Consider the following 6558-nt stretch of genomic DNA (forward strand, 5'->3'; position numbering starts at 1 on the left):
CCGGAGGATATGCCTATGGGACCCGATACCTGCCTTGGCAACGTCGCAATTCCGGCCTCTACTCCGCCCCAACCGCAACCCATCCCGGGACCGATCATGACCCGTTTCCGCTCCAGCCTGCTCGCCGCCGCCCTGCTCGCCGCCGTGGCGGTGCCGGCCGCGATCGCCGCCACCGCGCCGGCGATGGCCGCCGAGGCCGGCCAGACGGCGCAGACCCTGTCCCTGACCGGCGAGGGCACGGCCAGCGCCGCGCCGGACCAGGCCACCGTGACCAGCGGCGTCACCAGCGAGGGCAAGACCGCGCGCGAGGCGGTGGACGCCAACAGCAAGGCCATGGCCGCGCTGCTCGACGCCTTCAAGAAGGCCGGCATCCAGGCAGCCGACCTGCAGACCAGCGGCTTCTCGGTGCAGCCGCGCTACGCCCAGCCGAAGGAGGGGTCGAGCGAAGCGCCGCATATCGACGGCTACGAGGTGCGCAACCAGGTGACGGCCCGCATCCGCGACCTGACCAAGCTGGGCGCGGTGCTGGACACCGCGGTCAGCACCGGCTCGAACCAGATCGACGGCATCAGCTTCGGCGTGACCGACGAGGCGCCGGTGCTGGACAAGGCGCGCGAGGCCGCGGTGGCGGACGCCAAGCGCAAGGCCGAGGTGATCGCCAAGGCGGCCGGGGTGAAGCTGGGCCGCATCCTGGCGATCGCCGAGCCGGGCACCGACACCGGCCCGCGCCCGATGATGGCCGCCTACGCCATGGACAAGCGCTCCGCCGTCCCGGTCGAGGCCGGCGAGAGCGAATTCACCGCCCGCGTCAGCGTGACCTGGGAGATCGTGCAGTAGCCTCTGTGGTCGCTACGATCGTCTCTCTGCTTCCTTTCGTCATGGCGAGGCGCGCAGCGCCGTGGCCATCCAGAGGCCGGTGCGAGCCGCCCTGGATGGCCACGCCCCTTCGGGGGCTCGCCATGACGGCTTGATGACTTGATGGCATCAGCCCCCAGGGACCGTTGAGACTGCGCTGGCGTGAGTCGGCTGGTGGTGGCTTCGAGAACCGGAGCGCAGCGCACATTTGGTGCGTGAGCACCGGAAGCGGAGAAGCCGCCATCAGACGGCCACGCCAGTAGCGGTATCGACGGTCACTGGCCCTGGATGACGTGGATCGCCTCATAGACCTTGCGGACCTGGTCGGCGTAGGGACGGCCGGCCTCCAGATTCTCCGGCCCGGCATTATAGGCGGCGACCGCCGACCAGATGTCGCGACCGCCGGTGGCGGCCCGCATCTCGCGCAGGATCTCGCCGCCGACCAGCAGGCACACGCAGCGGTCGGCCAACAGCTCCTCCCGGGTGACGCCGAGCGCCGCCAGCTGGGGGTAGTGCACCGAGTTGATCTGCATCATGCAGACATCCTCGCTGCCATTGCCGTTCGACGCGTTCACCGCCCGCTGCCGCCAGCGCGTCTCGACATAGGTCATGGCCAGGATCAGCTCGGTCGGCACCCCGGCCTGCAGCGCCGCGCGGGCCATGCAGTCGCCGGCCGAGGCCGGACCGGGCACGAGCAGGGCCAGCGCCGTCAGCGCCGCCACGGCCGCCTGCCGCCCCGTTCGTGCCGCCCCGTGATGCCGAGCCATCGGACCCCGCCCGCCATGCCGTCGGAAGGATTCGAAGCCTATACCATCCGGCTTGCGGATCAATGACATCGCCTATACCGAAGGGGTGTGATCCGCGAAGGGAGAGGGCCGATGGACAAGGTGCGCAGCACGATCGAGGACGGCGTCGCCATCGTCACCATCGCCAGCCCGCCGGTCAACGCGCTGGACGCCGGCGTCCGCGCCGGCCTGGCCGAGGCGGTGCGCCGCGCCGACAGCGATCCCTCGGTCCGCGCCATCGTCATCGCCGCCGAGGGCCGCACCTTCATCGCCGGCGCCGATATCGGCGAGTTCGGCAAGCCGCCGGCCCCGCCCTCCCTGCCCGAGGTGATCGACATGCTCGATTCGGTCGGGAAGCCTCTGGTCGCCGCGATCGGCGGCGCGGCGCTGGGCGGCGGGCTGGAGGTGGCGCTGGGCTGCCACGCCCGCATCGCCGGCCCGGCCGCGAAGCTGGGCCTGCCCGAGGTCAAGCTGGGGCTGATCCCCGGCGCCGGCGGCACCCAGCGGCTGCCGCGGCTGATCGGCGCCGCCCCCGCGTTCAGGATGATGGCGGATGGCGCCCCGGCCTCCGCCGCCCAGGCGCTGGCGCTGAGCATCGTCGACGACGTTACCGCGGACGACCTGCTGGCGGCGGCCAAGGCCAAGGCGGTGGAGCTGGCCGGGTCCGGCATCCGGCGGCGGAGCCGCGACCTGGACCGGCAGTTGCAGCCCGGCGACCGCGAGGCCTTCGAGCAGGCGGCGGCCGAGGCGCTGAAGCGCAACCCCGACCTGCCGAACGTCGCCGCCTTGGCCGAGGCGGTGCGCGCCACCTTCACCGAGACCTTCGAGGCCGGGCTGGCGCTGGAGCGCGCCCGCTTCACCGCCCTGGTCGCCGACGACCGCTCCAAGGCCCTGCGCTACGCCTTCTTCGCCGAGCGCGAGACCGCCCGCGTGCCCGGGCTGGCCAGGGACACGGCGCGGCGGCCGATCCATCGGGCCGCGGTGATCGGCGCCGGCACCATGGGCGCCGGCATCGCCATGTGCTTCGCCAATGCCGGCATCCCGGTGACGGTGATCGAGACCGGGGAGGAGCTGCTGGCCCGCGGCCTGGACCGCATCGCCGGCACCTACGCCGCCTCGGTCAAGCGCGGCAGCCTGTCGGCCGAGGACGAGGCCCACCGCCTGTCGCTGGTGGCCGGCCAGGTCGGGCTGGAGGCCGCTTCCGACGCCGATCTGGTGGTCGAGGCCGCCTTCGAGGATATGGATCTGAAGCGCCAGATCTTCGGCACGCTGGAGCGCGTGGCGAAGCCTGGCGCCATCCTGGCCACCAACACCTCCTATCTCGACGTCGACCAGATCGCCGCGTCGACCGGCCGGCCCGGCGACGTGCTGGGGCTGCATTTCTTCAGCCCGGCCAATGTCATGCGCCTCTTGGAGGTGGTCCGCGGCAAGGCGACCGCCCCCGACGTGCTGGCGACGGCGCTGGATCTCGGCAAGCGGCTGGGCAAGGTGCCAGTGGTGGTCGGCGTCTGCCGCGGCTTCGTCGGCAACCGCATGCTGGCCCGCCGCACCCAGGAGGCCGAGCGCCTGCTGATCGAGGGGGCGCTGCCACATGAGGTCGACGCCGCCCTGACCGGCTTCGGCTTCCGCATGGGCCCCTTCGCGGTCAGCGACCTGGCCGGGCTGGACATCGCCTGGCGCAACCGCAAGTCGCTGGGCCAGACGGCACCGGTGGCCGATGCGCTGTGCGAGGCCGGGCGCCTGGGCCAGAAGGCCGGCCGCGGCTACTACCTGTACCCCGAGGGCGCCCGCGGCGGCGTGCGCGACCCGGAGGTGGAGGCGCTGCTGCAGCAGGTCTCCGCCCGTCTGGGCGTCACCCGCCGCCCGATCCCGGCCGAGGAGGTCGTCGAGCGGCTGGTCTATCCGATGGTCAATGAGGGCGCGCGGATCCTGGAGGAGGGCATCGCCGCCCGCCCCGGCGACATCGACGTGATCTGGATCAACGGCTATGGCTGGCCGGCCTGGCGCGGCGGCCCGATGCATTACGCCGATCAGGTCGGGCTGAGGACGGTCGCGGCGCGGCTGGAGGCCTTCGCCGCCGCCCGCGGCGAACCGGCGCTGGCCCCGGCGCCGCTGCTGCGCCGCCTGGCCGAGTCCGGCCAGGGCTTCGCGGACTGGGCCGCGCCGGCGCGCTGATCGGCGCCGGCGCGGCCCTGGATCACACGCCCCTGAGGTCGTTCTTCGCCAGCGGCAGGCTGCGGATGCGCTTGCCGGTGGCGGCGAAGATCGCGTTCAGCACCGCCGGGCCGGCGACCGCGATGGTCGGCTCCCCCACCCCGCCCCAGAAGCCGCCGGAGGGGATGATGATCGTCTCCACCGCCGGCATCTCGTCCATCCGCAGCAGGGTGTAGGTGTCGAAATTCTCCTGCTCCATGCGGCCGTCCTTGACCGTGCATTCGCCGTAGAGGCAGGCGGACAGGCCGTAGACGAAGGAGCCCTCGACCTGCCGCTCGATCTGCGCCGGGTTGACGGCATGGCCGGGATCGGTCGCCGCGACGATGCGGTGGATCCGGACGCGCCCGTCGGCGATCGAGATCTCCGTCGCGGCCGCGACATAGCTGCCATAGCCCATCATCTGGGCCAGGCCGCGATGCACACCCGGCGGCGGCGCGGTCCCCCAGCCGATCCGCTCGGCCACCGCCTCCAGCACCGCGAGATGCTTCGGATGGTTCGCCATCAGCCTGCGACGGAAGGCCAGCGGGTCCTGCCCCGCGGCATGGGCCAGCTCATCCATGAAGCATTCGAGGTAGAAGGCGTTCTGGTTGAGGTTGACGCCGCGCCAGAAGCCCGGCGGTATCGGCGGGTTGCGCATCGCGTGGTCGACCAGCAGGTTGGCGATCGTGTAGCCGATCGTCCCTTCCGCCCCGCCTGGGTTGAGGCCCTGGAACACCACCGGATCCATGCCGTTCTGCAGGCCTTCCGGCCGCAGCGACGCCAGGATCGATTGGCCCGAGATCCGCATATGCAGCGCCGTGAGGTTGCCGTCCGCGTCAAGCCCGCCGGTCAGCCGGCACTGCGTGGTCGGGTGGTACACGTCGTGCAGCATGTCCTCCTCGCGCGACCACAGCAGCTTGACCGGCGTGCCGGGGATCTGCCGGGCGATGCGCACCGCCTGGCGGACATAGTCGTGGACGCCGCGCCGGCCGAAGCCGCCGCCAAGATGCATCCTGTGCACTTCGCATTGCGCAAGGGGCAGATCCGCCGCCGCCGCTGCCGTGGTCAGGGCGGCCTCGGCGTTCTGGGTCGGGCACCAGACCTCGCAGCGCTCCGGCGTCCACACCGCCGTCGCGTTCATCGGCTCCATCGTGGCATGGGCCTGGTACGGATAGGCGTAGTCGGCCGTGATCGTCTTCGCCGCCCCGGCCAGCGCTGCCCGCGCGTCGCCCGCCCGGTTGCCGGTGAAGGCCTCGTCGGCATCGAGCCCGGCCGCCAGCGTCCCGGCGATCGAGGCGCTGGAGACGCCGGTGTTCGGCCCGTCGTCCCAGACCACCGGCAGCGCCTCCAGCGCGGTCTTGGCCCGCCACCAGGTGTCGGCCACCACCGCCACGGCGGTGTCGTCGACCTGCACCGCCTGGCGCACCCCCGGCATGCCGGCGACGGCGGCGGCGTCGAAGCTCTTCACCTTGCCGCCGAAGACCGGGCAGGCCTTGATCGCGGCGTTCAGCATGCCGGGCCGCACGATGTCGGCGCCGTAGACCTGCTTTCCGGTCAGCTTGTCCGCCGTGTCCAGCCGCGGCAGCGGCCTGCCGGCGATGGTCCAGTCCTTCGGGTCCTTCAGCCGGATCTCGGCCGGCGGCTGCAGCCGGGCCGCGGCGGTCGCGACCTGGCCGAAGGTGGTGCTGCGGCCGCTGGCGGCGTGGCGGATCACGCCCTTGTCGACCGCGCAGTCCGCCGCCGGCACCTGCCATTCCGCCGCCGCGGCCGCGACCAGCATCTCGCGCGCCGCAGCCCCGCCCTTGCGGACATAGTCCTGGGATTCGCGGATGCCGCGGCTGCCGGTGGTGGAGAAATTGCCCCAGACCCGGTCGCGCGCCGCGCTTTCGCCCGGGGTCGGGTATTCGGTGGTCACGCGGGACCAGTCGCAGCCCAGCTCCTCCGCCACCAGCTGGGCCAGGCCGGTCAGCGTGCCCTGCCCCATCTCGGCGCGGGCGATGCGGATCACCACGGTCTCGTCCGGCTGGATCACCACCCAGGCATTGACCTCGGGCACCGCCTCGGCCGCCAGGGCCTCGCCGGCGAAGGGCACGCGGAAGCCCAGCGACAGGCCGCCGATCGCGGCGGCGGCGCTGACCATGAAGCCGCGGCGCGAGACACTCTGCACGATCGTCATCCCCGCCCCCCTCAGCCGTTCCGGGCCGGGCCGCCATCGGCGGCGGCCTGCCTGATCGCCGCCCGCACCCGGTTGTAGGTGCCGCATCGGCAGATGTTGGTGATCTCGCCGGAGATGTCGTCGTCGGTCGGGTTGCGGTTCTGCTGCAGCAGGGCGGCCGCGGCCATGATCATGCCGGACTGGCAGTAGCCGCATTGCGGCACGTCCAGCGCCACCCAGGCCTTCTGCACCGGGTGCGAGCCGTCGGGCGACAGCCCTTCGATGGTGACGATCTGCTGCTCCGGGCCGATCGCGCTGACCGGCATCGCGCAGGACCGGGTGGCGACGCCATCGATGTGGACGGTGCAGGCGCCGCACTGGGCGATGCCGCAGCCGTATTTGGTGCCGGTCAGGCCGATCTGCTCCCGCAGCACCCATAAGAGGGGCGTGTCGGGCTCGGCCTCGACGCTGCGCTCGGTCCCGTTGATCCTGAGGGTGAAGGCCATGGCTGCCTCGCGGTTGGGCTGGGTGGGGGCCGGACCATCGTCATGCGGTGGGCGGGCACCGGGT

At 72.4% G+C, this 6558-nt stretch carries 5 protein-coding genes; 2 read left to right on the forward strand and 3 right to left on the reverse strand.

The window, feature by feature from the left end; translation table 11 throughout:
* Nucleotides 1-96: 96 nt before the first annotated feature.
* Complete coding sequence (locus BWR60_RS29225; RefSeq protein WP_179221999.1) at nt 97-837, forward strand: SIMPL domain-containing protein; 741 nt, start codon at nt 97-99, stop codon at nt 835-837.
* A gap of 293 nt (nt 838-1130) precedes the next feature.
* On the opposite strand, the gene BWR60_RS29230 is transcribed toward BWR60_RS29225, so the two are convergent.
* Entirely contained in the window at nt 1131-1622 is a 492-nt protein-coding gene (locus tag BWR60_RS29230) for a lytic transglycosylase domain-containing protein (protein ID WP_179222000.1), read from the reverse strand.
* A 111-nt stretch (nt 1623-1733) separates the two neighbouring features.
* Between BWR60_RS29230 and BWR60_RS29235 the strand changes: the two genes are divergently transcribed.
* On the forward strand, nt 1734-3815 hold the full coding sequence (locus tag BWR60_RS29235; protein ID WP_088155661.1) for a 3-hydroxyacyl-CoA dehydrogenase NAD-binding domain-containing protein: 2082 nt from the start codon (nt 1734-1736) through the stop codon (nt 3813-3815).
* Between the two features lie 22 nt (nt 3816-3837).
* On the opposite strand, the gene BWR60_RS29240 is transcribed toward BWR60_RS29235, so the two are convergent.
* Both BWR60_RS29240 and BWR60_RS29245 read right to left on the reverse strand, forming a co-directional pair.
* Nucleotides 3838-6009, reverse strand: coding sequence for a xanthine dehydrogenase family protein molybdopterin-binding subunit (locus tag BWR60_RS29240; protein WP_088155663.1), 2172 nt, complete (start codon nt 6007-6009; stop codon nt 3838-3840).
* Between the two features lie 11 nt (nt 6010-6020).
* Nucleotides 6021-6558 (reverse strand): (2Fe-2S)-binding protein (locus BWR60_RS29245; protein WP_429913047.1); only part of this gene is annotated, 538 nt, incomplete at its 5' end.

Source organism: Inquilinus limosus (assembly GCF_002195995.1).
Lineage (GTDB): Bacteria > Pseudomonadota > Alphaproteobacteria > DSM-16000 > Inquilinaceae > Inquilinus > Inquilinus limosus_C.

Excerpts from the sequence above, each read along its gene's own strand:
- BWR60_RS29225 (WP_179221999.1), top strand. The coding sequence starts at position 97 with ATGACCCGTTTCCGCTCCAGCCTGCTCGCCGCCGCCCTGCTCGCCGCC.
- BWR60_RS29230 (WP_179222000.1), bottom strand. The coding sequence starts at position 1,622 with ATGGCTCGGCATCACGGGGCGGCACGAACGGGGCGGCAGGCGGCCGTG.
- BWR60_RS29235 (WP_088155661.1), top strand. The coding sequence starts at position 1,734 with ATGGACAAGGTGCGCAGCACGATCGAGGACGGCGTCGCCATCGTCACC.
- BWR60_RS29240 (WP_088155663.1), bottom strand. The coding sequence starts at position 6,009 with ATGACGATCGTGCAGAGTGTCTCGCGCCGCGGCTTCATGGTCAGCGCC.